The organism is Mycobacterium colombiense (genome assembly GCF_001953985.1).
GTDB lineage: Bacteria > Actinomycetota > Actinomycetes > Mycobacteriales > Mycobacteriaceae > Mycobacterium > Mycobacterium colombiense_B.
On the sequence record NZ_MBEI01000069.1, the window covers coordinates 133253 to 157526 of the forward strand.

The window sequence follows — 24274 nt, forward strand, 5'->3', positions numbered from 1 at the left end:
CTCAGATGCCCGCGATCAGTTCCAGATCCTTCAGGGCCGCCTCCAGGTGGCCGAGCATCCGCTGCAGGTGCGGAACGCTGCGGCGGCATCCGACCAGACCGAAGTCGAGGTTGTCCGCGTTGTTGGTGACGGTGATGTTGACGGCCTGGCCGTCGAGCGGGATCGACAGCGGATAGTTTCCGTCTAATCGTGCTCCACGCCAATACAATTGGTCGGAGTTCCCGGTTGAAACGTTTGAAATGACGATGTTGAACGGCGGTGAGGCCGCGGTCAGGTAGCCGGGGATCAGGCCGAAGAACAATCCGCCGATGTTGAAGGCGGACAGGGCCAGCTGCTGAACCGGAGGTAGCTGCCAGAACACCTCTTTGGTCTCGCGGATGGACGCGCTGATCGTCTCCAGCCGCTTCGCCGGGTCGTCGAGGTGGGTTGCGAGGTTGCACAGGAAGGTCCCGACGTTGTTTCCGCCGCGGTCGTCGTCGTCCTTGCGCAGATTCACCGGGACCATGGCGGTCAGGGGTGTGTCCGGAAGGGCGTTCTGATCGAGCAGGTAGGCGCGCAAAGCCCCGGCGGACATGGCGAGGATGACGTCGTTGATCGTCGTACCGGTGGCCGACTTGACCGCCTTGATGCGCTCCAGCGAGTAGGACTGGGCCGCTACCCGGCGGGCGCCGCCGATCCGCACATTGAACATCGAGCGCGGCGCCCGGAACGGCAGGGTCAGTTGCTGTTCGAGCAGCGCCGCGCGCGCGAGCTTGAGCGTGGACGGCGCCAGGGCGAGCGCCGACCCCGCGGTGCGGCCGACCCGGTCGAAGAGCGACGGCTGGTGCCGCCGCCCGCTGCGCTTACGCGGCCCCAGGCTCCACGGCACCCGGACCTCGTCGTCGTGCGGATCGGAGGTGAAGGCGCGCTGCACCAGACGTAGCGCCGAGACACCATCCATCAGGGAGTGGTGATACTTCGTGTAGACCGCATACCGCCCGTCCTGCAGCCCTTCGACCAGGTGCGCCTCCCACAGCGGGCGGTGCCGGTCGAGCAGGCTGCCGTGCAGCCGCGACGCCAACTCGAGCAGGTCCCGGACGCGTCCGGGTTCGGGAAGAGCCGACCGGCGCAGGTGGTAGTCGAGCTCGACTTCCTTGTCGAAGGACCACGCGACGTTGGTCAGACCTCCGAAGAAGGCCGGATGCTTACGGAAGGACGGCTGGATGTCCGTGCACTCGAGCATCGCCTGATATGACTCGCGTACGAAGTGGGGATCGGCGTCCTCCGGGGGCTCGAAGAGCTGCAGCGAGCCCACGTGCATCGGATGTTCGCGCGACTCGCCGATGAGGAACAACGCGTCCATCGGTGATATCGGTTCCATAGTCGTTCCCATTCCGTCCGCTGCGCCGTCCGTCCAGCACATGCCCCTTTCGTATTAGCCGCGCGGAGCGATTGCTAATCGCGAATGAGCGCTCGGACTCGCGGTCGGTCAGAGCGAGTTGCGTGTGCGTTCGGTTTGGCGGTTTTGGTCGCCCACCGAGCTGTTCCGTCAAACCTTGTGCCACGCAAGCACTTTCCGGTGCCACGCGCCGGCGTGAGCTGTTGACCGGAGCGTCGCGCCGAGCCGGAGCGCGGCGGCTAGCGTCCGGTGGCCTGGAAGATGACCCGGCGCGCGATCTGGACCGCGTGGTCGGCGAAGCGTTCGTAGAAGCGGCCCAACAGGGTGGCGTCCACGGCGGCGGCGACGCCCTGCGTCCACGCGGGATCCATCAGCGTCGCCAGCAGCCGGCGGTGCAGCTCGTCCATCGCGTCGTCATCGTGGCGAATCCGGGCGGCCCCGCGCGGGTCTTGCGACACCAACACCTGTCGCGCCCCGAGCGCCAGTGCCTTTGCCGCCTCACCCATGGCGGCGACGTAGGGCCGCACCTCGGCGGACACGGCCGGATAGGGATGACGGCGGCGGGCGATCTTGGCGATGTGCACGGCCAGCTCGACCATCCGTCGCGCATCCGCGGCGATCCGGAGGGCGCTGACGACCGAGCGCAGGTCCGTGGCCACCGGCGCCTGCAACGCCAACAGCGCGAAGGCGGTCTCCTCGACGTGCGCGTCGAGGGCGACGATGCTGCGGTGGCGGGCGATGACGGATTCGGCCGTCGTCAGGTCGGCTTCCAGCAGCGCCTCGCTCGCCTGTGAAATCGCCTCGGCGGCCATCGCGCACATGTCAGCGAGCTGGTCGGTCAGCGTGTCCAGCTGCTGGTGAAAACCGGTCCTCATCTTCACCGAATAGCCCGCTACCGCCAAATCAACCTCCCCGTGCAGAACGGCAGAAAGTCCCGTACGGGTTGCCCCGCTAGCGGATGTCGTCGGCGAGCGCGCGGGCCTCCCGCTCGGTTTCGACGGCGGGCCCGGAGCCGGGCAACGGCTTGCCCGCGACCTCCGGTGTGAACAGCAACGTGATGGCTCCCACCGCGCCGGCGAAGATCAGCATGTAAGCCGGCACCATCACGTTGCCGGTGCCCGATACCAGCGCCTGGGCGATCAACGGTGTGATGCCGCCGACGAGGGAAATCGAGATGTTGTACGAAATCGCCAGCGCCCCGTAGCGCACGTTGGTGGGAAACAAGGCGGGCAGCATGGCCGGCCCGGTGCTGTCGAAGCACAGTTCCATCAGGCCGATCAGCAGCACACCGAGGAAGATCACCGGGTAGACGCCACCGAAACGGATGAGCAGGAACGCCGGGATGGAGGCCCCGATTAGCAGCCCGCAGCCCGTCCACATGATGGGTTTGACGCCGATGCGGTCGGACAGGGCGGCGACGAGCACCACGGTGACCATCAAAATCGCCAGCGTCGACACGATCATTACCAGTCCGGCGGTGCGCCCGACGCGCACGAAGAGTCTGAGGTAGGTCGGCAGGTATCCGGTGAGCATGAAGTCGGCGACCTGGGAGGTCAGCACCAGCGCCGCGCAGATCAGCATCGGGCGCCACTGGGCGGCGACCATGCGCAGAATTTGCTGCGGTCCTTGGCCGCCCGGCGCGGGCGCACCTTCGTTCGCGCTCTGGTAGGCGGAGGACTCCTTGAGCCGAAGCCGTAGGTACAGGGCGACCAGGCCGAAGGGCAAGCCCAGCAACAGCGGGATCCGCCAGCCGTAGGTCAGCATGTCGTCGTCCGGCAGCCAGGTCTGTAGGCCGGTCACCAGCAACCCGGCGAGGACGAATCCGACCAGGTTGCCCATCGGCAAGAAGCCGACCATCATGCCGCGTTTGTGGTCGGGGGCCTGCTCGACGAGATAGGTCATCGCGCCGACGTACTCGCCGCCGGTCGACAGACCCTGAAAGATTCGTGCGATGACGAGCAGGATCGGCGCCCAGATGCCGATGGTGCTGTAGGTGGGCAGCAGGCCGGTCATGGTGGTGCTCACCGTCATCATCAGGATGGTGACCACCAGCACCCGGTGACGCCCGATGCGGTCGCCCAGCGGGCCGAAGATGAATCCGCCGAGCGGGCGCACGACGAACGCCGCCGCCAGCGTGCCGAAGGTCGCGATGAGGTGGACGCCGCTGACGCTCTTGCCGGGGTAAAACACCTGGGCGATCGTGGTGGCGATATAGCCGTAGACCCCGAAGTCGTACCACTCCATGAAGTTGCCGATGGCGGTACCCATGATGGTCTGCCGCATTGCCGGATCGGCGACCCTGATGTCTTTACGGGCCCATTTCCTCCGGCGGCGTCGAATACCCATCGAATGATGGCTTACCCGAAACAATCCGGGGACGAACCGGCGGGGTCGGGCAATAAGACCTTTCCCCGGGTTACCCGGAGATGGCGGCGATCATGCGGGCGGACGTGATCGGTTCCGGAAACGCCAGCTAGGCGTGCGTCGCCGACGCCGCCGAGGACGGCATCGCGCCGCCACCGCAGCCGACATTCGTTATTCGCGTCACGTCCGCTCGTTCACGGCGCGGCTCATTGGCCTTTCAAGCTCCCGATGCGCAGCGAGAAGTCGGCGGCATTGGACGGCGGCGAGTCCTCGAACTGCTCGACGTAGCCCTCGGGGTCACGATCGGTGATCGGCAGCCCCTCGGTGGTCGGGTGCTCGGCCATGAACTCGCTGTATTGACGCCCGAGCGCCTCACGGAGCCCGATGGGGGCGTTGCGGCGAAAGTCCGAGAGCCCTTCGCGTTCCTCCTCGCCCATGTGATCGTCGTTGGCCTTCCGGGTGCGCCCGACGGCGGCCCACCACTGTTCGCTGCCCAGCGCGGCCGCGTTGGCGTCGCGCACGCCGTCGCGAATGTCGTTGTGATCGCCGATCGCGTCGAGGGTCTCGCCCTCGGCGTCCTCACCTAAGCGTTTCAGCAACTGCGGGTAGAAGATCTTTTCTTCGATGTAGGCGTGCACGTCGAGCTTGTCGGCGAGCGGGCCCCATACCCGCTTGAGCGCGGCCCGGTCGTCGGGGCGCTGGGCCTGCAGATCGTCTAGGCGCGCGAACTGTTCGCGGAACCATTCGTGGTCGGCCAGGATCAACCTGGTGATGTCTGCCATCGCAGGGTTCCGCCTCTCTGGATCCCGGTCAGCCGGGGCTTACCCCGATTACCAGCTGAGGTAACAACCCGACGCGGGATCCGTCAACGGTGTTCGCTTCCCGGCGCCCGGCCCAGGTGCGAGTTGTTCTACGCCGCACCGGGTTCACCAATTTGACGTGCGCGTAAGCACTCTGGTGCCCGTCGGCGCCGTGGCCCTGAACAGGAACTCGCCGGGAGGGCGCGGTTATCCGGGCGGATACACTGGGGCGGTCCGTTCGGCGATCAGCTCGATCGCACCCGTAAACCAATAAGAATCAGTCAGAGGTTGTGCCTTGTCCGAAAAACCCGGCGATGCCGTCAGCTTGGAACCGCATTTCGAGGACGTACAAGCGCACTACGACCTGTCCGACGAGTTCTTCGCGCTCTTCCTGGACCCGACGCGGACCTATAGCTGTGCCTATTTCGAGCGTGACGATATGACGCTGGAAGAGGCGCAGTACGCCAAGGTCGACCTCTCGCTGGGAAAGCTTGGGCTGGAGCCGGGCATGACGTTGCTCGACATCGGGTGCGGGTGGGGCACCACGATCGTGCGCGGCCTGGAGAACTACGACGTCAACGTTGTCGGCCTCACGCTCAGCCGCAATCAGCAGGCACACGTGCAGCGCCGCCTGGACAGCCATCCTTCGCAGCGGTCCAAGCGGGTGCTGCTGCAGGGGTGGGAGCAGTTCGACGAGAAGGTCGACCGGATCGTGTCGATCGGCGCCTTCGAGCACTTCGGGCGCGACCGATACGACGAATTCTTCAAAAAGGCCTACGAGGCGCTACCGGCCGACGGCGTCATGATGATGCACACCATCATCAAGCCCAGCGACGAGGAATTCGCGGAGCGCGGGCTGCCCATCACCATGACCAAGCTGCGCTTCATGAAATTCATCATGGACGAGATCTTCCCGGGCGGAGACCTGCCGCAGGCCAAGGGCGTCGTGGAGCACGCCGAGCGTGCCGGCTTCGGTGTGAAGCTGATTCAGCCGCTGCGCCTGCACTATGCCCGCACCCTCGACACGTGGTCGACCGCGCTCGAGGCGCGCCGGGACGAGGCCATCGCGGTTCAATCCGAAGAGGTCTACGACCGGTACATGAAGTATCTGACCGGTTGCGCGGACCTGTTCCGCGAGGGCTACACCGACGTCGCGCAGTTCACCCTGACCAAGGGCTGACGCACTAGCCGCCGGATCGTCCGCTCAAACGGATTGCGCGACAACGGGTTTGATGCGAAGGTCGTCGCTGACGTCATCGAGCGCCAGTCCTATGGGTTCGCGCACCAGGACGGTCGTGGCGATGCCTGCGGCGTAGCAGCAGAAGCCCAATAACGTCACCGCTCTTAACCCCGCCCCGCTGAGCAGGAGCGGCACACAAAGAGCACCCAGGAAGGCCCCGACCTTCGCGAGGGCGGAAGAAAGCCCGTGAAAGGTACTGCGAACGGCCGTGGGGTACGACTCCGCCGCGAGAAGCATGGTCGTGTAGTTGGGTCCGAAGGCGACGCCGAACAAAGACATGCCGAACACGATCGCGAACGGCACTACCGAGGCGCTGATGACGGGGAAGGCCGTAATCAACAGCATCGCGAACGCGCAGATACCGAAACCGAGTGCCTGCAGCACGCGTCGGGGCATACGGTCGAGCACCAGCAGGCCGGCGATCGCTCCGCCGAGACCGAAACAAATGACCAGGACCGCGTTGAGGGCGACGTTGGACACCACGCTGCCGTGGGGCGCGATGTGCTTGATGAGCAAGGGTTGGCTGACGTAGCTGCCGTAGACGGCGACATTGAAGAAGAACCAGCTCCCGGCGGTGCCCAACAGGATGGTGAGAACCTTCCGATTGGACAGTCCGATCTTGGCGGCACGGGTCGCGGCAACGGTGGGCGAGGTGAATGTCGCGCGCGATTGGGCAAACGCCGCAAAGTCTTTCAGCGCCTGCTGTTCGTCACCACGCTCGGCGGTCCAGCGCGGCGACTCGGGCATATGACGACGCTGATACAGCACCAGCAGAGACGGGATGACGCCCATCCCGAGTATCAGCCGCCAGGCGATGTGATCGGGAACGCCGACGGCCAGTACGAGGAGGCTGACGAGATAGGCGACGACCTGACCGAACACATAGAAGATGAAGGTCAGGCCGACCAGTTGACCGCGGTTTCGCCGGTTGGCGTATTCGGCCATGATGACGCCGCTGGCGGGATAGTCGCCCCCGATACCGATTCCCAGTATCAGCCGCGCGATGAGCAGGACAGTGAAGTTGGGAGCGCACGCGGAGAGCAATGCCCCGATGATCATCAAGACCGCTTCAAAACCGTAGACCCGCCGCCGGCCGAGCATGTCGCCGAGACGCCCGAAGACGATGGCGCCCAACGCGACTGCCAGTAGTGTCGAGCTTGTCAGCATCGAAATCTGCCCGCCGGTGAGATGGAACTGCGGAGTGGCCAGCAGGGTCACCGTGCCGATGACGTTGAGATCGTAGGAGTCCGTGAAGAATCCGGCGCCGGCGGTCGCCGCGGCCTTGAAGTGGAATATGTCGAGCTTTGCGTCGTCGATCGACCTGACGACACCGGCATGTGCCGATCCGGTGGGCGCAGCGTCGTGCCAGCTCTCCAAACTTGTCATGATAAGTACGCTCCAACACGCACCGAAGGCAAGTCAACGGCGTACCGTTCTTTACGGCGAAGTTCAATATCCGTTAACTACATGAGCATTCGGTGGTCATTGGGCCAGACGCCGGTAGCGACAGCATGTATAGTCAAGTGCATGGCAATTGCGCTGCACGAAATGATCGCCGACAGCCTGCGGGAGCAAATCCGCGGGGGAGATCTGCCCGTGGGTTCCGCGCTTCCCTCGGAATCCCAGCTCTGCGACCGGTGGAAGGCGTCACGCGGACCCGTGCGCCAGGCGCTGGCCGCACTGCGCGCCGAAGGGGTCATCGCCGGCGGTCGTGGGAAACGGCCGGTCGTCCGCACGACTTCGATCGGCCAGCCGTTTGACACGCTGCTGTCCTACTCCGCCTGGGCCCATTCGATCGGGCGCACGCCCGGACAGCGCACGCTCGAATTGGCCTTGCGCCGAGCGGATCAACACGCGGCATCGGTACTCCAGATCGACGAGGGAGCGCCGGTCGTGCAAATGTTGCGATTGCGCTATCTCGACGGCGAGCCCGCGATGCTGGAACGCGCGACCTTCGTCGAGAACGTCGGTCGCCGGTTGTTCGATTTCGATTGCGACTCAGGGTCGCTATGGGCCTACCTGTTGTCGCAAGGGGTGCGGTTCTCGACCGCTTCGCACGTCATCGACGCGATCGCGGCCGACCCCGTCGATTCCGCGCATCTCGCTGTGGCGCAAGGTGATCCGCTGCTAAGGCAGCGGCGGATCACCCGAGGAGCCGGTGGCGAGATCATCGAATACCACGACGACCGGTATCTGCCGGCCATGGTCAGCTTCACGCTGGAGAACGCCCTGGACGCGCGCTGCGCCCTCACCCGTAATGCCAAGCCCGGGGAGGAGGCCGACGCCCGATGACCGCCCGGCTCGAACTGGCCGTACTGGACATGGCCGGCACCACCATCGACGAGGGTCAGCAGGTCTACCGGGTTCTGGCCGAAACGGCGACCGCCTATGGCGCGGCGCCGTCCCCGGCCGACATCACCCGCTGGCACGGGGCTGCCAAACACGAGGCACTGCGTGCGCTGCTCACCACCCCCGGTGGCGAGCCGCCCAGTGCGGACCTGCTGGACACGGTCGTCGCCGATTTCCGTTCCCGGCTGACGGCCGCCTACGCAATGTCTCCGCCGTGCCCGCTGCCCGGTGTTACCGACGCGATGGCCGCGCTACGTTCCGCCGGCATCCGGGTTGTGCTCAGCACCGGATTCGATCGCGACATTGTCGACTCACTGATTTCCGCTTTGGGCTGGGAAGGCGACTCGGTGGTGGACGACGTCGTCTGCGGCAGCGACGTGGCGGCCGGACGCCCGGCGCCCTTCATGATCTTCCGGGCGATGGAGAACCTCGGTGTCGTCGACGTGGACCGCGTGCTCGTCGCCGGAGACACCCCGCGCGACCTGCAAGCCGGAACCAACTCGGGCGCGGCGTTCGTCGTCGGGGTCCTGTCCGGAGCCGGGGACGCGGTCGAACTCGGGGGACATCGGCACACCCATCTGGTCGCGTCGGTGGCCGAGCTGCCCACGCTGCTCGAGCTGCGCGATGTGGCGGCCCGCCCCGCGTGATGCAGCCGACGTCCTCGCCCCAAAAGGCTGCCGTCCGGATCGACCACACCTTGGCGGCCGTGTGGCGTGGCGGCACCGACATGGCGGTGGAATCGGTGACCGTGCCCCCGCTCGGACCCGGTGATGCGTTGGTGCGAGTCAGGCTTGCCACGGTGTGCGGTAGCGACAGACACACGGTGAGCGGCCGGCGCCAACAGCCGTGCCCGTCGATCCTGGGCCACGAGACCGTCGGTGAGATCGTGGCGTTGGGCACGAGTCAGCCACGGGCCGTGGACGGGCGGCCGTTGCGCGTCGGTCAACGCGTCATCTGGAGCGTGACGTGGCCGTGCGGCACCTGCGACCGGTGTCTGGCCGGCGTCACGGCGAAGTGCCGGGTCGTGCGCAAGGCCGGCCATGAGGCCCTGGACTCCGACTGGGGGCTGTCCGGCGGTTACGCCCAGCACGTGCTGCTCCCGCGCGGCCTACCCGTTGCCGTCGTCGACGACGACCTCACCGATTCGGTCGCCGCACCTGCGTCTTGTGCGACGGCGACGGTCATGGCCGTTCTCGAACGCGCGGGAAACCTGGCCGGCCGGCGAGTCGCTGTGCTCGGCGCCGGCATGCTCGGGCTGACCGCGATCGCCGCCGCCGTGTGTGCGGGCGCTTCCGCGGTGACCGCGGTCGATCCGGACGCGGCCAGAAGGCAGTTGGCACGGCGATTCGGCGCTACTGCCGTGCGGGATTCGGTCGGCGGCGCCGAGGCGAGCGACATATTGCTGGAATTGTCCGGCGTACCGGATGCCCTGGAAGACGGGCTCGCAGCCCTCGACGGCCAAGGGATAGCCGTCCTCGCCGGATCCGTCACACCGCATGCGGCCGTGGCTGTCGACGCCGAGTCCGTGGTGCGCCGTCAATTGTCCATCCTCGGCGTACACAATTACGAACCGCGCCACCTGGCAGCGGCACTGACCTTCTTGCACCGAACGTGCGAGCGTTTCCCGTGGCATGAGTTGGTCGCCGACCCCGGATCCCTCGACGACCTCGGCCCCCTGCTGGCCGCGCCCGCGGGACCGGTGCCGCGATATTCGATCGCCCCTTGACAAGGGCAGGTAACAGCACGTCTGGGTTTACCGCCCCAGAACCGCGGGTAATTCCAGGGCAACAACCTGATTGGGTGGGTGCCGGTGTTCTTCGGCGCAACGCCGCTGGAAGGACCGACCGTGAGCGCCAAACACCGGATGCCGGAGTCATCGGAGCAAAGGCCGACGTCGACCGATCACGGGCGGCGGCGTGCCCTGTCCGGCGCTGCGAAGGTATGCGACGTCATCTCCGCTTCGCTGTTGTGTGCCGCCTGTCTGGCAGCGCTGGTGCTCAACGGAGGCCAGCACGAGAAGCGCAGTGTCGCCGCCAGTCTGGAGCCCCCGGCCATCTCGCAGCCGGTGAGTCAGGAAGGCACCGTGGTCGCCGTGTCGGCGAACTCGGTGACCATGCGCGGCACGGACGGCCACATCCAGACCTACCACTTCACCCCGAACACCACCGTCGTCACGCGTGGCGAACGCCAACCCATCACCGGCGCACCGCATTTCACGGTGAATGACAAGGTCGTTGTCGTCGGGACGATCGAGGGCGGTAGGGCACTGGCGACCGCGGTGGCCTACCGCGGTGCAGGGCACGGTGAGGCTCCACCAATGGATTACCTTGACGGCCAAGCAGTTCCGGCCGACGCCGCCTGAGATTCAACTTCGGAGCCCGCGTTTCGCGAAGCCGCCCGTGTCAAGCGGGCGTCGCTCGCCGCTGGAATGCGCGCCTGGCCTAGTCTGGTAGCGATCCGGACACAGGAGGCGCCATGGCCGAGCACGAAGCGAAAATGATCATCTTGTCGACCGACGACCTGGATGAGTCGATCCGGTTTTACAGCGAGACCTTGGGCATGCCACTGAAGTTTCGCGATGGCGCGCACTTCGCGGCCCTCGACGCGGGCGCTGTCACGCTGGCGCTGGCGACCGCGGTCGACCACCCCATCCCCGGGCAGGTCGTGGTCGGCATCAAGACCGCGGACGTGGATGCGGCTGCGAAGGCCGTCGAGGTCAGCGGCGGCGGCATCGTGAAGGGCCCCTATGACGACGCCCATGAACGACGCGCCGTGGTCTATGACAACAAGGGCAACGGCTTGGTGTTCTACACGCCACTGGCCCGATAGCAACGCCGTATGCGAGAGTGCCGGTGCACGTTTACTTTCCGGTGCGCTCGCGGTGTTTGCAGCCCGGCCAGCAACAAGGCCGTCGCTTGCCCTCTTCCAGCTCCTCCTGGGTCCGGCGGATGCGGCGTTCCCGGGTCGCCGGCTGCTTGGCGTCCTCGACCCAACAGATGAATTCGTTTCGGGCCAGCGGTGTGATGTCGCGCCAGGCGGCGAGCGCGGTCGAGTTGCCGATCAGCGACTCGCGCAGGTCCGCAGGCAATTTGTGCACGACGCCACCGGGCACCCGCTGGCCGCTCATCGGCTGACCAAATGCGCGCTGTCGTCGTGTAATTCGTCGCGACGCAATGTCATCGGAGTGAGAGCGGGGACATCACCGCCCGCGACCACGGCGCGGGTGATCGGGGTGAGCGCCTGGAACAGTGTCTCCACATCGTCGTCGCTGAGCGCGTCGAGTGCGGACAGGGCCAGCGTGTCGGTTCTCAATTCGATATCGTCCTTCAATTCCCGTCCGGCCGAGGTCAGTGTTCCGTCGTCGTTGAGCAGGCCCCGCTCGGCAAGCCGCTGTTCGTGTTGACGCCAAGTGGTCTCGTCGTAGTCGCGGGTGCGGGCGATGTAGTCGCGAGAGACGTTGCCCGCCGCGGCGTGTAAGACGTTGGATTCGCGGCCGGAGATGCCGGCGGCGGCCAGCACCGCCACGTGCGCGTCGCCACGCTGCTCGCGCAGCAGCGTCGTGGCGTGCCACAGTGCGGACAGCGGATCATCCGGCCAGGGCAGCGCCAAGTTCGCGGCGAACAGCGGACGCGCGTCGAGCGGAGCATTACGTGCCGCCCGGCCCGCCAGTTCGGCTGCAACGCGCATGTTTTCGTCCGAACCCAGGCCATAGCGGCGCAGCGCGGCCACCGCGGACTCTTGTCGGGCCTGCAAGGCGGCCTGCGGACCCGCGATCTCCCATGCCGCCGGCAGTGCCTTGGCGACCCGTTCGGGTGCGAAGTTGTAGAAGATCGCGCTGACCACCTCGCGGGGCGCCGCGCCCAACGGTGCCGAGCGCGCCGCGAAATAACCCATCCAGAAACCCCGGTAGCCCAGCGCGTCCAACGCCGCCCGCGCCTCGGGCGCGAAATAGGTCACCGCGTGCACCGGCTCATAGCGATCGAAGAAGCGTCGGGCCAGGGCCGGTTGTCGTCGCATGCTCGCAGTTAACCACTGCTACCCGACACGACCAAGCACGGGCCTGCGGCACAAACGGCAGCTCCGCCTAGGCTCGAGAAGTGACCATCCCGTATGACCGGCCATTGCGTGAGCGGATTCGGAGCAACCTGGCCGCCCACCACCGCCGCGCGATAACCGATCCGACGAAGCGGCACGCGGCCGTCGCGGTGGTGCTGGTGGATTCGGAGGTGGGCGAGGACCGGGTCGATCCCGTGTCGGTGGACGAGTGGAACGCCGGGCGCCCGTCGCCCGCTGCCCATTTGGACGGCCGCATGGTCGACGTGTCCGGCGGCGCCGCTTTCTTGCTGTGCCGCAGAGCATCTCGACTCAGCTCGCATGCTGCGCAGTGGGCACTGCCCGGCGGCCGCCTCGATCCGGGCGAGACGGCGGTCGACGCGGCGCTGCGGGAATTGCGGGAGGAGGTCGGCCTCGAACTGTCCGATTCGACCGTGCTGGGGTTGCTCGACGACTACCCCACCCGGTCCGGCTACGTGATCACCCCGGTGGTGGTGTGGGGAGGGGGACGGCTCGAGCTTCGGCCCGCGCCCGACGAGGTCGTGGCCGTGTACCGGGTGGGGCTGCACCAACTCCAACGCGACGACTCGCCGCGATTCATCACCATTCCGGAGAGCCCGCGACCGGTCGTGCAGATTCCGCTGGGAAACGATCTCATCCACGCCCCGACCGGCGCGGTGCTTCTGCAATTGCGTTGGCTGGGCCTGGAAGGGCGAGCCGACCCGGTCGATGAGTTGGAACAACCGGTGTTTGCGTGGAAGTAGTTATTGCCCAACGCCTCCTGCGGGGGCGACTGACGTCAGCGTTGGCCCGCCACCCCGAATAGCAAGGTCGCCAATTCGATCAGCGATGCGCCCGAGACGTCTCAGGCGCCCGGGGGCGCGGGGTCCGTCGGCCCGCCCGGCCCGTATTCCTCTGGCCGCGCGACGTAACCGGTCGCCAAGCCGCTGTCCTGGGCGGCCTCGAGGTCGGAGGGGTGTGCCGCCACCAGCATCACTTCACCGGATTGCAGACCCAGCATCCGCGCGGGCGACCGGTACGCGCGCGGGTCGGGCTTGAAGGCCTTGCTGACATCGGATCCCAGCACCACGTCCCACGGCAGGCCGGCGTATTTCGCCATGTCGACCAGCAGGCCGGTGTTGCCGTTGGACAGTGGCCCGACGATGACGTGCCGCTTCATGGCCTCGATGCCCTCGACGCTGTCCGGCCACGGTGGCAGCCAGCGCCATGATCGGGCCAGGTCGTCCACCTCCCCGCCGGGCAGCGACTCGGCGGCGACGCCGAACTTCTCGAACGATGCGAGCAGGTTCTCTCGATGCAGGACGTCGAGCGACACGAATCCCCGACGGCCCGAGCGGACTTCGGCCATCGACGGGAGGTAGCGGCCGCGCCACTCCAGCGCAAACGCGGCGGCGTCGAGGCTGAGGTGGTGGCGGTGCGCGAAATCCCCTACCGATGCCGCGATGCCGGAACGCCAGTCGACGACCGTCCCGAAGGTGTCGAACAGAACGGCACGCACTGCGCGGCCGGTCGAGGGCGAGCGGTATTCGGCCATTCCTCAGGCTAACGGCGCGGTCGGGCGGCGATGCGCCGGGCCGGCGCACGGCGTACCATATCGTTAGCCGTGCGAACGAAAGTTCGGCGGCTCAATCGATGATTGGAGGCCGTTGTGACCCGAAGTGCCGGCGACACCTGGGATATCGTGACGAGTGTCGGCTTCACCGCGTTGGCCGTCTGCGCGGCGCGTGCCCTCGACGCGGCTCTGCGGCCGCCGCTGGCGAACGATGCATTTGCCGCGGGCTTCGTCGCCGCCGCCGGTGAACCGAATCTGATTGCAGCGGTTGACAATGCGGACATGAGTAGCGCCGCGGCGTTCAACGCGCAATGGGTGGGGGTGCGGACACGGTTCTTCGATGAGTTCTTCGCTGACGCCGGTCGATCCGGAACGCGCCAGGCGGTGATCCTGGCGGCGGGACTGGATTCTCGGGCGTACCGGCTGGAATGGCCCGCCGGACATGCGATTTTCGAAGTCGACCAACCGCGAGTGCTCGAATTCAAGCAGCAGGTCCTCGACCGGCAGGGTGCCGCGCCGTCGACGCGGCGCGTCACCGTCGCCACCGACTTACGCGACGACTGGGCGGGCGAGTTGATTGCGGCGGGGTTCGACCCCGGCCAACCGACGGCATGGGCGCTCGAGGGCTTGCTGCCGTATCTGCCTGGGGCAGCGCAGGATGCGCTGTTCGACAAGTTGCACGACTTGTCGGCCGTCGGTAGCCACATAGCCGCCGAGCTCGGACCGGCGCCCGGTGAAGTGCAGGAATTCGCCGACAACGTCCCCACCATCAGCCAAGACACCGGCCAGCCGCCGGTCGCCGAGCTGTGGTACGACGATCCGCGCACGGACACCAAAGCCTTTCTGGCCCAGCGTGGTTGGCAGGTCACCGGCGTCGACTTGGTCCACAAGGCGGCCGCCGAGTATGGACGGCCGTTCCAGGAGCTGCCCGTGGTCTTCGACCGGTTGATGCGCACCAAATTCTTCACCGCGGTCCGCAAAGGCTGACCATTCCCCGAACTCACCGGCGGATAGCGGCCCGGCGCCGGGAGCGCCGGGCGCGCGCGGCACCGGCCGACCGGCGACTTTCGACGATGCTCAGCGCGCGTTCGGCCCATCGAACGTTCTCCTCTTCGAACGAGATGCCTCGCGTCAGCGTCAGATACGGGCCAACCCGTTCGGCCTGGGCAAGGTAGTCCTCTTCGCTACGGCCGTCCAGCATTCGCGTCCGCAACCGTTCGTAGCGTTGCACTTTGGCGCTCGCCCAGTCCCGTCGTTCGCGAATGAATTCGCGCACGGCGTCGATGTCTCCGGCGTCGGCGGCCTGGACCTTGACCAGCAATTCATCACGGATGACCGACGGCTTCGGCGGCTTCGCCGTGAACTGCCGGATCGCGTCGCGGCCGGCCTCGGTCAAGGTGAACATGCGCTTGTTGGGCCGGCGTTCTTGCTGCACGACCCGGGCCTGGATGAGACCCTGCTCGGCCAGCCGGTCGAGTTCGCGATACAGCTGCTGCGGGGTGGCCGGCCAGAAATTCGCGACCGAGGCGTCGAAGTCTTTGGCCAGGTCGTATCCGGACGATTCGCCCTCGAGCAGGGCGGCCAACACCGCGTCACGCAGCGACATCGGTCGATGCTACAACGGTGCGACTATTCAACAAAGTGATTAATCGCACTCTGGACATCCCATGGCGGGCGCCCTAGCGTCGATCCCACCTACTCAACTAGTTGACTATGCGAGGTCGCAGATGCACCCGTTCCGCAAAGCCGTCGAAAATCGCGACGAGAAGGGCATCCAGGCGATGCTGGCCGACACCGTGGTCTTCACCAGCCCGGTGGCGTTCAAGCCCTACGTCGGCAAGCCGATCACCGCCGCCATCCTGCGCGGCGTGTTACGAATCTTCGAGGACTTCCACTACATCCGCGAGATCCACGACCCGAGCGGGCGCGATCACGCCTTCGTGTTCGAGACCGGGATAGCCGGGGCGCCGGGGGTGAAGATCACCGGCTGCGACTTCCTGCACTTCAACGACGACGGTCTCATCGACGACTTCATGGTGATGGTGCGGCCCCTGTCGGGCGCGACGGCGCTGTCCGAGGCGATGGGTGCCCAGTTTGACCGCATCCAACGGGAGGCGCTCGAATTGGCCAATCAATCCGCTACCGCGTAGAAGTAATGACCATGCGGATTGGACTGAGCATCAATTATGCGGGCGGGTTCAAGGACGTGGCCGCCGAAGTGGCCGACCTGGAACGCGCCGGACTGGACATTGTCTTTGTGCCCGAGGCGTATTCGTTCGACGCGGTGAGCGCCGTGGGCTACCTGGCCGCAAGCACCGAACGCGTAGGGTTGGCCTCGGGCATCCTGCAGCTGTACACCCGGACACCCACCCTGACCGCGATGACCGCGGCCGGCCTGGACTACGTCTCCGACGGCCGGTTCACCCTCGGCCTGGGCGCCTCCGGCCCGCAGGTCATCGAGGGCTTCCATGGTGTCCCCTACGATGCCCCGATCGGCCGGACCCGTGAGGTCATCGACATCTGCCGCCAGGTGTGGCGGCGCGAGACCGTGCAACACCAGGGCAAACACTACACGATCCCGCTGCCCGCCGACCAGGGCACCGGGCTCGGCAAGCCGCTGAAGCTGATCAATCAGCCTGTCCGCGAGCGTATTCCGATACTTGTGGCAGCGCTGGGTCCCAAGAACGTCGAACTCGCGGCCGAGATCGCGGAGGGCTGGCAGCCGATCTTCTATCTACCCGAAAAGGCGCAGGACGTATGGGGTGACGCTCTGGCCGCCGGCCGGGCCAAGCGCGACCCCGGCCTGGGTGAGCTCGACATCTATGCGGGCCCCGTGCTCGCCATCGGTGAAAACGTCGAGCCACTAAGGGAATTCGTCAAACCGCACCTGGCGCTGTACATCGGCGGGATGGGCGCCAAGGGCAAGAATTTCTACCACGCCCTGGCCACGAAATACGGCTACGGCCCCCAAGCCGACCGGATTCAAGAGCTCTACCTGGCCGGTGATAAAGACGGCGCCGCTAAGGTCGTGCCCGACGATCTGGTGCGAGACGTCAATCTGATCGGCACCCGCGAATTCGTCAAGGAGCGCCTGGCGGCGTTCCGCGAGGCGGGGGTGACCACCCTCAACGTGGCACCCATCGCGTCCACGACGGCTGAGCGGATCAAGCTGATCGAGACGCTGCGCCAATTGGTTTGATCGCCACCGCTGAACCGGGCCGATCAGTCCTGCCGATGACTATCCCGTCGTAACCGCACCGCTCTGGCGGCCGCCGCCACCGAGGCCAGTACCGCCATCACCGACAGGATCACCACCGAGGCCGCGGACCCGACGGTGGCCAGGACCAGTGGCAGCGCGAAGCCGACGTACGTGACGACGTAGAACGCTCCGGTCAGCGCGCCGCGCAGGTGCGGCGGCGCGGCGGCCTCCAGGTCGATCAGTCCTTCGCGCAGGCACAGCCCCGACGCGCAGCCGAGGACAAGCAGCAGCGGCAGGCCCAGCGCCGGGGTCAGCGTCGGCGGCGCGATCGCGGCGGTTGCGTAGCCGAGCGCGGCCAGCACCGCACCCGCGGTCCCGGCCTGCGGGCCCCATCGCAGCGCACGGGCCAGTATTTGAACGACACCGCTGACACCGTTGACGATCAGGGTGGCCGTACCCGCCGCCATCGGAGCCGCGAGCGCGGTGTGCAATCGGGTGGGGATGGTGACGAATCCCAGTGTCGCCGAAGCGTATACCCAAGGCGCCAGCGGCATGGCCCAACTCAGGGCCCGGCTGACTCCGTTCACCGCCGGTGCCGCCCGTTCCTTGTCGTAGTGCGTCGCCGGCCCGGTCACGTCGGTGCGCCTGGCCGCGCCGGCGACGGCCAACGTTGCCAGCACGACCATGGCGGCGGCGACACCGAACGACACGCGGATGCCGGATCGTCCGGCCAACACGATGAACCCCCCGGCGAAGGGTCCGAGGGCGAAGCCTGCGGTCAGCACCGCTCCGGCGGTGGCGGCGCCCGCGGGGCCTCTCAGATCCGAGGCCCATGCGGTGCACGAGCTGATGGCCAGGCCCACCCCGATCCCGACGATCAGGCGTCCCAGCAGCAGAGCGCCCGTGTGCTGGGACAGCAGCATCACCGCCGTCCCGAACAGGGCGGCCGACGAACCCGCCAACGCCACCGACCGGCGCCCGAGCGCGTCCGACGCGCGTCCGCCGGCGAGCAACCCGGGCAGCAGTCCCAGCGCGTAAATGCCGAAGATCCCGTCGAGCGTGGCCGTGCTGAGGTGCTCGGTGTCGCTGATCACCGGCATCAACCCGACGAAGTGGTTGGCGACCCACCCCGTGGCCACCAGCAGTGCCAACACGCTGACGAACAGCGCCTGGGTCCCCGCCGGCTCCCGTGTCGACCGCGCACTCTCGGTGCGCACATTCGACGAGGTCACGGATCTCCTCCCCTCCCAAACCCAAAATGCGTGCGCGGCCGACCGACGATGGTAGAACGCGACGTCACCTGGCCAGTTATTCCCGCTCGGCGCGATCACACCGCCTCAGGCACCCCGACGTCATCTGAATTCACCGTTCAACGCGCGCCTGCAAACACGGCGGGCCCGGTTCGGATGTCACTTCAGGGTTTGAAATCAGGCGATTTGGTGTACTGATACCACTACTCGCACCCAGGAAGGCAAATGATGAAGTACATTGCGGCAGCCACGATCGCGATCTCCGTCTTGCTGTCCAGCGCGTGTTCGGCCTCACAGGTCATCAACACCGGTGGCGACACGAAGTGCAAAGATTTCACCGCGCAGGACGAGAAGAAGCAGAACGACGAAGTCAGCAAGATGCTCAAAGACAAGAGCGGTTCCGATCCGACCAATGTGGAGATCTCCGCAACGCGGCTGTCGGTGACGACTTACTGCCAGACGCTCGGCAAGCCCGACACCAAGATTTCCGAGGCGCCACACGGCTGACGGCGACTGCCGACCGCGCGCAGCCGGTTCCCGCCTCGGGAGCCGGCTGTCTGCGTCTTGGATGCGTCGCGGACCGCTTTTGCGAGGACGCACTTCGGGTCAAGGCGATCCATATTCTTGCACCGCGACAGCGGTGCGGAAATGATGACACCGATTTGTCCCAGCATGCCCCTGCGGCCTGATCGAGTCACTCGCTGATGACTCCCGCCGCGGGGCCTCTGTCCTCCTAGAAAGGTAGCTCGTGAGCGCCCTTTCTACCGAGTCGATTCCCCTGACAGCCCTGCGCAGTACCGCCGCCGCGCCGCCGCCGAAACGCCTCCGGATCCTGTCGCCCGCGTTGCCGCTGGCCTTGCTCGGCTTCGCCCTGTTCGTCGGCGGTTGGTATGTGAGTGTCGACGTCCTGGCTTTACCGAGGTTTCGTGGCCTGCCCGGTCCCACCGAGGTGATCCGGGAATGGCTCAGCCCGAATCCGGCCTACGGCACATCCATTTTCACGGCCTCCTATTACGAGCACATCTGGGCAAGCGTCCGGCGCGTCGCCCTCGCCTTCGCGGCGGCATTGACCACGGGGATCCCGCTCGGCCTGCTGCTGGGGTGGTCGTCGCGGTTCCGTCAATGCGCGTTTCCTGTCTTCGAATTGATCCGGCCCATCCCGATCCTCGCGTGGGTTCCCTTGGCAATGCTGATGTTTCACAGCAGGGAGGGCTCGGTCATCTTCCTCACGTACCTGGCTGCGTTCTACGCGGTGACGTTGAACACGTTGCTCGGGGTCCATTCCATCGACCCGAACCTGATCAGGGCGGCGCGGTGTCTGGGCGCCGGCCCGCGCGAGGTGCTGCGCAGCGTGGTGATTCCGGGATCGCTGCCCTACATCTTCACCGGGCTGCAGATCGGTATGGGTGTCGCGTGGTTCTCGCTGGTCGCGGGCGAGATGATCGCCGGCCAGTTCGGCCTCGGTTACCTCATCAACGCCTCGTACACGACCACCCGGTACCCGACGATCGTGATCGCGATGATCACGCTCGGTGTGATCGGCTTCGCCAGCAGCGCTTTGATCCGTCTGCTCGGTGACCGGCTGATGGCGTACCGGGCGCGGAGCATCGGATCATGAGCGCGGGAAACCTCGTCCTGAAGGGAGTCGGCAAGGTGTACCGGACGAGGGGCGCCCCGGTGGTAGCGGTGGAGAACTTCAGCCTCGACATCGCCGAGGGCGAACTCCACGTCATCGTCGGGCCGTCGGGGTGCGGAAAGAGCACACTGCTCGGAGCGGTCGCCGGATTCACCGACATCACCTCGGGCCGTATCGAGCTCGACGGTCAATTGCTCTGCGGCCCAACCCGGCCCACCGCCGCGATAGGCCCGGACCGGGTGGTCGTCTTCCAGGACAGCACGTTGTTCCCCTGGTTCACCGTCGCCGAGAACGTCAGCTTCGGCCTGGTGGCGCAGCGGCGCCTGAGCCGTCGGGATGCCGCGGAGATCGCGGTCGAGCGCCTGCAAGACGTAGGGCTGGGCGACATAGCGCGCAGCTATCCCGGCGAGCTGTCCAGCGGCGTCCAACGCCGCATCGAGATCCTGCGCGCGCTCGTCATGGAGCCGACCGTGCTGCTGCTCGATGAGCCGTTCCGGGGAATGGACGCGATCTCGCGATCTGCGATGCATGATGCGCTGCTGCAGATCTACGACAAGTCCTCGGTCACAGTGCTTTTCATCACCCACGAGATCGAGGAGGCCGTTTATCTGGGCAGCCGTGTCACCGTCATGACGACCCGCCCCGGCAGAGCCAAGGTCACGATCGACGTCGACCTCGATCGCCCCCGTGACCGCGACTTGATCACCGCGCCCGACTTTCGTGAACTCGTCGCTGAGGTCTCCGAGGCGGTCCGCGACGAAGCCAGGCGTGCGTTCGATGCGGGTGAGCGGGAGATGGCGCAATGACAACGCTCCTGCGGCGCGCAGATTATGCGGACACCTCAGCGCTGAGGCGCGGAGTGATGGGCGTCGTCGCCTTCGCCGGCATCTGGGAGCTTGCCACCCGCATCGGCGGCTGGACCGGCGTCGATGTGCCCTTGGTGGGGCAGCTTCCCCCGCCCTCGGCGGTAGCCGTCGACTTCATGAAACTCGTTGCCAGGCCCGGGTATTGGAACAGCTGGTCGCTGTCCTTCCAGCGGGTGTTGGCCGGCTTCGCCGTGGCGCTGCTGGTGGGCGGGACGTTGGGGCTGCTCATGGCGACCCGCCCATGGTTCAACCGCGTGGTGTTTCCGGTGTTCGAATCGCTAAGGCCGATACCGCCGTTGGCCTGGGTGCCGATCGCCATCATCTTCTGGCCGACTCAGGAGCTGTCCATCACCTTCGTGACCTTCCTCGGCGCGCTGTTTCCGATCGTGCTCAACGCCGTCGGTGGAGCCGAACAAATCGACCGCAGGCACGTGCTGGCCGCGCGGTCGATGGGCGCGAGCCGCTCGTACGTCTTCCGGCGGGTGCTGCTCCCCGCGCTGCTGCCGTCCCTGGTGACGGGTGCGGCCGTCGGCATGGGTATCACCTGGGAGGTCGTCGTCGCCGCGGAGCTGATTTCGGGCGGCGGCCAGCAGTCCGGCGACGGCGGCTTGGGCTTTCTGGTGTGGAATGCCTATGAAGGCAACAACTTACCGAGGGTCGTCGTGGCGATGATCAGCTTGGGCATCGCGGGCTACCTGTCGAGTGGGCTGGTGCGGGCGCTGGGAGACCGACTCATGCCGTGGCGGCGCGTGGCGACATGACAGGCAGTCGGGCCGGAGCGGTCCTTTTCGATCGCGTCTCCTTCCACATCCGCAAGGGCCGTGAGGACGTCCACGTCGTCGATGATTGCTCGTTCAGCGTGGCGCCCGGCGAGATCGTGGCGATGATCGGACCGTCGGGTGGCGGCAAAACGACCATCGGTTACCTGCTGGCCGGGTATTACCGCCCGACCAGCGGACTCATCGCCGTCGACGGCAAGGAGGCCGGAGGACCGTCGGCCGAGCGACTGCTGCTGTTCCAAGAGAACGCACTGATGCCGTGGCTGACGACCGCCGAAAACGTCATGTTCGGGCCGCGCGCGCGCGGCGAGGACAGGGATGTGGTGCGGCAGCGGGCGGACACCGTCCTGGCCCGCGTGGGGCTCGCCGACTTCGGCAACCGCTATCCCGCAGAGCTTTCCGGCGGCATGCGGCGCCGCGCCGAGCTGGCTCGCGCATTGATCAATGAACCCGCCGTGCTGATACTCGACGAGCCGTTTCGGGGTTTGGACGCCATGACCCGCGAGCTGATGCGGGAGTACACGGCCGAACTCCTTGCCGAACAACGGCGCACCGTCCTGTTCATCACCACCGATGTCGATGAGGCGCTGCTGCTTGCGGACCGGCTGCTGGTAATGACGGGGCGTCCCGCCCGAGTACGCGAGGAGTTTGCGATCAAGCGGGCCCGTCCCCGGCAGCGGATGGATCTGCTGAATGACGACCGCCTGCAAGACATCAAACACCGCGCCATGGACCTGCTGCGACCCCCGATAGCCGAGCACCGCTGACGACAGAAAGGCGCGAATGCGACTGAAAAACACCCTCGCTGTTGCCCTGACAACGGTGCTGACCGCCGTCGGCTGCGCCGCTGTCGGCCACATCGGCGGCAACGACATCGTCTCCAGCGGCGGGGCGGTGCACCTCACCGTCGGCTACCAGCCCTACTACACCGAGGCATGGTCCGGGGTGGTCATGCGGGGCAAGGAATTCTGGAAGAAATACCTGCCAAGCGGCTCGACCGTGGACTTCCAGGTCGGCCTGCAGGGCTCGATCGTGGTGAGCCAGCTGCTGGCCGGCAAGCAACAGATCGGCTACGTCGGTGATATGCCGTCCATCGTCGGCGTGAGCAAGCGAAGCACCCGAGACCTGCGAATCGTTGCGACGCTCGGGCTTTCGGAGGACCAGTGCGGCGTGTTTCTCGTGCGGCCGGACGCACCGAATTTCGCCAACCAACGCGACGCGCTCGCCTGGTTCAACGGCAAGACCGTCGCGACTCCGCAGGGCAGTTGCACCGACCGCATCGCCCAGGCCACCTTCGGTGCCCTGGGCATCAAGCCTGCCGCCTACCTCAACCAGAGCATCGAGGTGATCACCTCCAGCTTTCAGAACCACACCATCGATGCCGCCATCGTCTGGGAACCGGTACCGTCCAAATTGATCAACGCCGGCCTGGCCAAACGCGTTGCGAGTGGCGCACTTAACGATCAGCACGACGGTGGCTTCCTGGTGATGGACAAGGAGTTCACCGACAAGCATCCCGACATCGCCAGGAGCTGGCTCAAAGCGGAGCTCGACGCACAGCGCTACCTCGCCGATCCGGCCAACGCCGACGAGATAGTGCGCATTGCCCAGAGCCAAACGGAGGGCTACTCGGCGGCCGACCTGCGTGACTCGCTGTACCGCAGGTGGCCCGTCGACCAAGGCGGCAGCGCCGGAGGAATTCGGTTACGTCTTCCGTTCGCACCCACCGGTGAGAGCGCCGACCTGATCAAGACCGCTACCGACTTCCTCTACCGCATCAAGGCGATTCCGGTTTCCACGTTGCCCGACGGAGCGGTCCAGCCGGATGCCGCAACCGCGGTGCTGCGCGATGCGGGGGCCAATCCGGCGGTAGGCGCGGGATTCGTTCGGGCGCAATAGGACGCATTCGAATCATGATCAACTCAAACCTGGCGGCCGGGCCAGGACGTTCCTAGGCTGCCCGGGTGACGACGACCAATCCTGCGCCGGCACGGGTGTCACTTCGCGGCGTCAACCGCACGTTCGGAACGCACACCGTGCTGCACGACGTCGACGTCGAGATCGAACCCGGCGAGGTCGTTGCCTTGCTCGGATCGTCGGGCAGCGGCAAATCGACGCTGCTGCGACTGATCGCCGGCCTGGACCTTCCGACTGGTGGACGGATCGAGATCGATGGCGAGTCCGTTCGGGGGATCGACCCGCGCTGCGCCGTGGTATTCCAGGAACCCCGACTACTGCCCTGGCGGTCGCTATCGGCCAACGTCGAATTCGGCCTGACACCGGGTACCGGGCGGTCGAAAGGCTATGCGGCAGTGCAGCACTGGCTGGACGTCGTCGGCTTGACCAAATTTCGCGATCACTATCCGCGGCAGGTGTCCGGCGGCATGGCGCAACGCGCGGGCCTGGCCCGGGCGTTGGCCCGGCGCCCCAGCGTTCTGCTGCTCGACGAGCCGCTGGCCGCCCTCGATGCGCTGACCCGCCTGCGCATGCAGGACCTGATCGACACGGTGCAGCAAGAGGCCGGCACCACGACGGTGCTGGTGACGCACGACGTGGACGAGGCGGCGATTCTCGCCGACCGGGTGCTGATCCTGCACGCCGATGCGACCGGCGGCGCCCGTATCGTCGCGCAATTCGACATCCCGATACCCAAGCCACGCGACCGCGGTGACCCGCGTATCACCGCTCTGCGTGATCAGCTGTTGGACGAACTCGGCGTCCCCCGACGCACCATCGTGTCGTCTGCGATCGATGAGGAGGCGAAAACGTCGTGAAACGACGATATCT

At 66.5% G+C, this 24274-nt stretch carries 26 protein-coding genes and 1 pseudogene; 17 read left to right on the top strand and 10 right to left on the bottom strand.

Annotated features, from left to right (window positions below; genetic code table 11):
- Nucleotide 1 precedes the first annotated feature (1 nt).
- The 4 genes from A5732_RS22360 to A5732_RS22375 all read right to left on the bottom strand — a co-directional run bounded on the left by A5732_RS22360 (nucleotide 2) and on the right by A5732_RS22375 (nucleotide 4524).
- On the bottom strand, nucleotides 2–1360 hold the full coding sequence (locus tag A5732_RS22360; protein WP_076054439.1) for a WS/DGAT/MGAT family O-acyltransferase: 1359 nt from the start codon (nucleotides 1358–1360) through the stop codon (nucleotides 2–4).
- A 257-nt stretch (nucleotides 1361–1617) separates the two neighbouring features.
- Entirely contained in the window at nucleotides 1618–2253 is a 636-nt protein-coding gene (gene phoU, locus A5732_RS22365; RefSeq protein ID WP_076103365.1) for a phosphate signaling complex protein PhoU, read from the bottom strand.
- Between the two features lie 76 nt (nucleotides 2254–2329).
- Nucleotides 2330–3661, bottom strand: coding sequence for an MFS transporter (locus A5732_RS22370; RefSeq protein ID WP_076054438.1), 1332 nt, complete (start codon nucleotides 3659–3661; stop codon nucleotides 2330–2332).
- A 287-nt stretch (nucleotides 3662–3948) separates the two neighbouring features.
- Nucleotides 3949–4524, bottom strand: a complete 576-nt coding sequence (locus tag A5732_RS22375) for a hemerythrin domain-containing protein (protein ID WP_076103333.1) — start codon at nucleotides 4522–4524, stop codon at nucleotides 3949–3951.
- Nucleotides 4525–4837: 313 nt separating this feature from the next.
- On the opposite strand from A5732_RS22375, the gene A5732_RS22380 reads away from it, so the two are divergent.
- Nucleotides 4838–5722 carry a cyclopropane mycolic acid synthase family methyltransferase gene (locus tag A5732_RS22380; protein ID WP_076103334.1) on the top strand — a complete coding sequence of 295 codons (885 nt, stop codon included), beginning with the start codon at nucleotides 4838–4840 and terminating at the stop codon, nucleotides 5720–5722.
- A 24-nt stretch (nucleotides 5723–5746) separates the two neighbouring features.
- On the opposite strand, the gene A5732_RS22385 is transcribed toward A5732_RS22380, so the two are convergent.
- The gene (locus tag A5732_RS22385; RefSeq protein WP_076103335.1) at nucleotides 5747–7168 is read right to left on the bottom strand and encodes an MFS transporter; all 1422 of its coding nucleotides are present in this window, start codon (nucleotides 7166–7168) and stop codon (nucleotides 5747–5749) included.
- A gap of 141 nt (nucleotides 7169–7309) precedes the next feature.
- Between A5732_RS22385 and A5732_RS22390 the strand changes: the two genes are divergently transcribed.
- From A5732_RS22390 to A5732_RS22410, 5 genes are all read left to right on the top strand, one after another.
- On the top strand, nucleotides 7310–8074 hold the full coding sequence (locus tag A5732_RS22390; RefSeq protein ID WP_076103336.1) for a GntR family transcriptional regulator: 765 nt from the start codon (nucleotides 7310–7312) through the stop codon (nucleotides 8072–8074).
- Nucleotides 8071–8778 (top strand): phosphonatase-like hydrolase, encoded by a 708-nt coding sequence (locus tag A5732_RS22395; RefSeq protein WP_076054428.1) that lies wholly within the window; start codon nucleotides 8071–8073, stop codon nucleotides 8776–8778. The genes A5732_RS22390 and A5732_RS22395 overlap by 4 nt, the downstream gene beginning before the upstream one ends.
- Complete coding sequence (locus A5732_RS22400; protein WP_076103337.1) at nucleotides 8778–9857, top strand: zinc-binding dehydrogenase; 1080 nt, start codon at nucleotides 8778–8780, stop codon at nucleotides 9855–9857. Before A5732_RS22395 ends, A5732_RS22400 begins: the two co-directional genes overlap by 1 nt.
- Before the next feature lie 120 nt (nucleotides 9858–9977).
- Nucleotides 9978–10493 carry a hypothetical protein gene (locus A5732_RS22405; RefSeq protein WP_076054658.1) on the top strand — a complete coding sequence of 172 codons (516 nt, stop codon included), beginning with the start codon at nucleotides 9978–9980 and terminating at the stop codon, nucleotides 10491–10493.
- Nucleotides 10494–10606: 113 nt separating this feature from the next.
- Nucleotides 10607–10960 carry a VOC family protein gene (locus A5732_RS22410; RefSeq protein ID WP_076054424.1) on the top strand — a complete coding sequence of 118 codons (354 nt, stop codon included), beginning with the start codon at nucleotides 10607–10609 and terminating at the stop codon, nucleotides 10958–10960.
- A 31-nt stretch (nucleotides 10961–10991) separates the two neighbouring features.
- On the opposite strand, the gene A5732_RS22415 is transcribed toward A5732_RS22410, so the two are convergent.
- Nucleotides 10992–11258, bottom strand: coding sequence for a YdeI/OmpD-associated family protein (locus A5732_RS22415; RefSeq protein WP_076054422.1), 267 nt, complete (start codon nucleotides 11256–11258; stop codon nucleotides 10992–10994).
- A complete protein-coding gene (locus A5732_RS22420; RefSeq protein WP_076103338.1) occupies nucleotides 11255–12148 on the bottom strand; it encodes an SCO6745 family protein in 894 nt (297 codons plus the stop codon). The genes A5732_RS22415 and A5732_RS22420 overlap by 4 nt, the downstream gene beginning before the upstream one ends.
- 80 nt (nucleotides 12149–12228) lie before the next feature.
- On the opposite strand from A5732_RS22420, the gene A5732_RS22425 reads away from it, so the two are divergent.
- Nucleotides 12229–12948: an NUDIX hydrolase gene (locus A5732_RS22425; RefSeq protein ID WP_076054418.1), complete on the top strand. Its 720-nt coding sequence runs from the start codon at nucleotides 12229–12231 to the stop codon at nucleotides 12946–12948.
- A 35-nt stretch (nucleotides 12949–12983) separates the two neighbouring features.
- Here the strand turns inward: A5732_RS22425 and A5732_RS22430 are convergent.
- Nucleotides 12984–13739 (bottom strand): annotated as a pseudogene (locus A5732_RS22430) (haloacid dehalogenase type II).
- A 114-nt stretch (nucleotides 13740–13853) separates the two neighbouring features.
- On the opposite strand from A5732_RS22430, the gene A5732_RS22435 reads away from it, so the two are divergent.
- Nucleotides 13854–14744 carry an SAM-dependent methyltransferase gene (locus tag A5732_RS22435; RefSeq protein ID WP_076103339.1) on the top strand — a complete coding sequence of 297 codons (891 nt, stop codon included), beginning with the start codon at nucleotides 13854–13856 and terminating at the stop codon, nucleotides 14742–14744.
- Between the two features lie 13 nt (nucleotides 14745–14757).
- Here A5732_RS22435 and A5732_RS22440 read toward each other — a convergent pair whose 3' ends face one another.
- Nucleotides 14758–15363, bottom strand: coding sequence for a PadR family transcriptional regulator (locus A5732_RS22440; RefSeq protein WP_076103340.1), 606 nt, complete (start codon nucleotides 15361–15363; stop codon nucleotides 14758–14760).
- A gap of 121 nt (nucleotides 15364–15484) precedes the next feature.
- On the opposite strand from A5732_RS22440, the gene A5732_RS22445 reads away from it, so the two are divergent.
- Both A5732_RS22445 and A5732_RS22450 read left to right on the top strand, forming a co-directional pair.
- Nucleotides 15485–15907, top strand: coding sequence for a nuclear transport factor 2 family protein (locus A5732_RS22445; protein ID WP_076054411.1), 423 nt, complete (start codon nucleotides 15485–15487; stop codon nucleotides 15905–15907).
- An 11-nt stretch (nucleotides 15908–15918) separates the two neighbouring features.
- Nucleotides 15919–16956: an LLM class F420-dependent oxidoreductase gene (locus A5732_RS22450; RefSeq protein WP_076103366.1), complete on the top strand. Its 1038-nt coding sequence runs from the start codon at nucleotides 15919–15921 to the stop codon at nucleotides 16954–16956.
- A gap of 23 nt (nucleotides 16957–16979) precedes the next feature.
- Here the strand turns inward: A5732_RS22450 and A5732_RS22455 are convergent, their stop codons facing one another.
- Entirely contained in the window at nucleotides 16980–18188 is a 1209-nt protein-coding gene (locus A5732_RS22455; RefSeq protein WP_076103341.1) for an MFS transporter, read from the bottom strand.
- 243 nt (nucleotides 18189–18431) lie between these two features.
- Between A5732_RS22455 and A5732_RS22460 the strand changes: the two genes are divergently transcribed.
- The 7 genes from A5732_RS22460 to A5732_RS22490 all read left to right on the top strand — a co-directional run bounded on the left by A5732_RS22460 (nucleotide 18432) and on the right by A5732_RS22490 (nucleotide 24261).
- Complete coding sequence (locus A5732_RS22460; RefSeq protein WP_076054407.1) at nucleotides 18432–18713, top strand: hypothetical protein; 282 nt, start codon at nucleotides 18432–18434, stop codon at nucleotides 18711–18713.
- A gap of 241 nt (nucleotides 18714–18954) precedes the next feature.
- On the top strand, nucleotides 18955–19824 hold the full coding sequence (locus A5732_RS22465; RefSeq protein ID WP_076103342.1) for an ABC transporter permease: 870 nt from the start codon (nucleotides 18955–18957) through the stop codon (nucleotides 19822–19824).
- Complete coding sequence (locus A5732_RS22470) at nucleotides 19821–20648, top strand: ABC transporter ATP-binding protein (protein WP_076103343.1); 828 nt, start codon at nucleotides 19821–19823, stop codon at nucleotides 20646–20648. Before A5732_RS22465 ends, A5732_RS22470 begins: the two co-directional genes overlap by 4 nt.
- A 56-nt stretch (nucleotides 20649–20704) precedes the next feature.
- A complete protein-coding gene (locus A5732_RS22475; RefSeq protein WP_253189106.1) occupies nucleotides 20705–21469 on the top strand; it encodes an ABC transporter permease in 765 nt (254 codons plus the stop codon).
- Nucleotides 21466–22254: an ABC transporter ATP-binding protein gene (locus A5732_RS22480; RefSeq protein WP_249266799.1), complete on the top strand. Its 789-nt coding sequence runs from the start codon at nucleotides 21466–21468 to the stop codon at nucleotides 22252–22254. Before A5732_RS22475 ends, A5732_RS22480 begins: the two co-directional genes overlap by 4 nt.
- Nucleotides 22255–22270: 16 nt before the next feature.
- Nucleotides 22271–23386: an ABC transporter substrate-binding protein gene (locus A5732_RS22485; protein WP_076103345.1), complete on the top strand. Its 1116-nt coding sequence runs from the start codon at nucleotides 22271–22273 to the stop codon at nucleotides 23384–23386.
- 95 nt (nucleotides 23387–23481) lie between these two features.
- Nucleotides 23482–24261, top strand: coding sequence for an ABC transporter ATP-binding protein (locus tag A5732_RS22490; protein WP_171975078.1), 780 nt, complete (start codon nucleotides 23482–23484; stop codon nucleotides 24259–24261).
- Nucleotides 24262–24274 lie beyond the last annotated feature (13 nt).

What these genes read in the sequence shown, in the direction of transcription:
- A5732_RS22470 (WP_076103343.1), top strand. Translation starts at nt 19,821, where the DNA reads ATGAGCGCGGGAAACCTCGTCCTGAAGGGAGTCGGCAAGGTGTACCGG.
- A5732_RS22440 (WP_076103340.1), bottom strand. Translation starts at nt 15,363, where the DNA reads ATGTCGCTGCGTGACGCGGTGTTGGCCGCCCTGCTCGAGGGCGAATCG.
- A5732_RS22400 (WP_076103337.1), top strand. Translation starts at nt 8,778, where the DNA reads ATGCAGCCGACGTCCTCGCCCCAAAAGGCTGCCGTCCGGATCGACCAC.
- A5732_RS22395 (WP_076054428.1), top strand. Translation starts at nt 8,071, where the DNA reads ATGACCGCCCGGCTCGAACTGGCCGTACTGGACATGGCCGGCACCACC.
- A5732_RS22475 (WP_253189106.1), top strand. Translation starts at nt 20,705, where the DNA reads ATGGGCGTCGTCGCCTTCGCCGGCATCTGGGAGCTTGCCACCCGCATC.
- A5732_RS22415 (WP_076054422.1), bottom strand. Translation starts at nt 11,258, where the DNA reads ATGAGCGGCCAGCGGGTGCCCGGTGGCGTCGTGCACAAATTGCCTGCG.
- A5732_RS22370 (WP_076054438.1), bottom strand. Translation starts at nt 3,661, where the DNA reads ATGCGGCAGACCATCATGGGTACCGCCATCGGCAACTTCATGGAGTGG.
- A5732_RS22450 (WP_076103366.1), top strand. Translation starts at nt 15,919, where the DNA reads ATGCGGATTGGACTGAGCATCAATTATGCGGGCGGGTTCAAGGACGTG.
- A5732_RS22390 (WP_076103336.1), top strand. Translation starts at nt 7,310, where the DNA reads ATGGCAATTGCGCTGCACGAAATGATCGCCGACAGCCTGCGGGAGCAA.
- A5732_RS22485 (WP_076103345.1), top strand. Translation starts at nt 22,271, where the DNA reads ATGCGACTGAAAAACACCCTCGCTGTTGCCCTGACAACGGTGCTGACC.
- A5732_RS22360 (WP_076054439.1), bottom strand. Translation starts at nt 1,360, where the DNA reads ATGGAACCGATATCACCGATGGACGCGTTGTTCCTCATCGGCGAGTCG.
- A5732_RS22445 (WP_076054411.1), top strand. Translation starts at nt 15,485, where the DNA reads ATGCACCCGTTCCGCAAAGCCGTCGAAAATCGCGACGAGAAGGGCATC.
- A5732_RS22420 (WP_076103338.1), bottom strand. Translation starts at nt 12,148, where the DNA reads ATGCGACGACAACCGGCCCTGGCCCGACGCTTCTTCGATCGCTATGAG.
- A5732_RS22375 (WP_076103333.1), bottom strand. Translation starts at nt 4,524, where the DNA reads ATGGCAGACATCACCAGGTTGATCCTGGCCGACCACGAATGGTTCCGC.
- A5732_RS22480 (WP_249266799.1), top strand. Translation starts at nt 21,466, where the DNA reads ATGACAGGCAGTCGGGCCGGAGCGGTCCTTTTCGATCGCGTCTCCTTC.
- A5732_RS22460 (WP_076054407.1), top strand. Translation starts at nt 18,432, where the DNA reads ATGATGAAGTACATTGCGGCAGCCACGATCGCGATCTCCGTCTTGCTG.
- A5732_RS22385 (WP_076103335.1), bottom strand. Translation starts at nt 7,168, where the DNA reads ATGACAAGTTTGGAGAGCTGGCACGACGCTGCGCCCACCGGATCGGCA.
- phoU (WP_076103365.1), bottom strand. Translation starts at nt 2,253, where the DNA reads ATGAGGACCGGTTTTCACCAGCAGCTGGACACGCTGACCGACCAGCTC.
- A5732_RS22410 (WP_076054424.1), top strand. Translation starts at nt 10,607, where the DNA reads ATGGCCGAGCACGAAGCGAAAATGATCATCTTGTCGACCGACGACCTG.